The 1,454-nt window shown below is 67.9% G+C and carries 1 protein-coding gene; it reads left to right on the top strand.

The window, feature by feature from the left end:
- Nucleotides 1–245: 245 nt before the first annotated feature.
- Nucleotides 246–1,436 carry an IS110 family RNA-guided transposase gene (locus tag AC07AW_RS41225; protein ID WP_478820598.1) on the top strand — a complete coding sequence of 397 codons (1,191 nt, stop codon included), beginning with the start codon at nt 246–248 and terminating at the stop codon, nt 1,434–1,436.
- Nucleotides 1,437–1,454: the final 18 nt, after the last annotated feature.

Here is a 1,454-nt window from a genome sequence, read left to right as displayed (position 1 = left end):
CGTCATGCGGTCCTACCTTGTTCGCGGGTTGGACGGGCCGTCGTAAGGTCCAGAGGCCCAGAGACGCCGGGTATGGCTTTCATGCGGTTGCCCTCGATGGTTCCCCTAACCTGGCCGCCCGGTGTCTCACGACGACTCGGCCGCTGATTAGGAGTTGCGAACGCCCGCGGGCGGATCGCTGAGTAGGACCACGCCGGCGAGGTCGTCCGGGAGAACAGAGCGTCATCGAACGACCGGAGGAACTGGTGGCCCAGATCTGGGCGGGTACGGACATCGGCAAGACCCATCACCACTGCGTGGTCCTGAACACCGAGGGCGAACGACTGCTGTCGCGGCGTGTCCTGAACGACGAGCCGGAGCTCCTGGCCTTGCTCACCGATGTGTTGGCCCTCGACGAGGACGTGGTCTGGGCGGTCGATGTCGCTGACGGCATGGCCGCACTGTGGATCAGCGTGCTGCTCAACCACGGGCAGCACCTCGTCTACATACCCGGCCTGGCGGTCAACCGGGCTTCGGCCGGCTACCGGGGCATGGGCAAGACCGACGCCAAGGACGCCACCGTCATCGCCGACCAGGCCCGGATGCGCCGGGACCTGACGGTCCTGCGGCCGGACGACGAGCACGCCATCGAGCTGCGGGTCCTCACCAACCGCCGGAGCGACCTGAACGCCGACCGCACCCGCCGGATCAACCGTCTTCGCGGCCAACTCACCGGAATCTTCCCGGCCTTGGAACGGACCCTTGACCTGGGTAACGCAGGGCCGCTGATCCTGCTGAGCGGCTACCAGACCCCCGCCGCCCTGCGCCGGACCGGCGGGAAACGGCTGGCGACCTGGCTGCGCAACCGCAAGGTCCGCAACCCCGAAGCCCTGGCCGAGGCCGCCCTCGAAGCTGCCGAGCGCCAGCACACCGCCGTCCCCGGGGAGAAGATCACCGCGCAGGTGATCCACACCCTGGCCAAGGAGGTGATGAGCCTCAACGAGCAGATCACCGAGATCGACAAGCTCATTGCGGCCCGGTTTCGCGACCACGAACTCGCCGAAGTGATCTCCAGCATGCCCGGCATCGGCACCCTGCTGGGCGCCGAGTTCCTCGCCGCCACCGCCGGCGACATGCGCCGCTACGGCACCGCCGACCGCCTGGCCAGCCTTGCCGGAGTCGCCCCGGTTCCCCGGGACTCCGGCAACATCAGCGGCAACCTTCACCGGCCCAGGCGCTACCATCGCGGCCTGCAGCGCGTCTTCTACACCTCCGCGCTCATCAGCATCCGCAACTGCGACGCGTCGCGCCGGTTCTACGAACGCAAACGCGCCGAAGGCAAGCGGCACACCCAGGCTGTGCTCGCCCTGGCCCGCCGACGCGTGAACGTCCTCTGGGCCCTCATCCGTGACGGACAGTGCTACCAAAGCGTCCTACCCGTCACTGCGACGGCTTGACAACATCATTAGGAGGTT

The organism is Streptomyces sp. NPDC044003 (genome assembly GCF_056435185.1).
The sequence above is the reverse complement of the archived record's forward strand: the minus strand, read 5'-3'. Positions and strand labels throughout refer to the sequence as shown.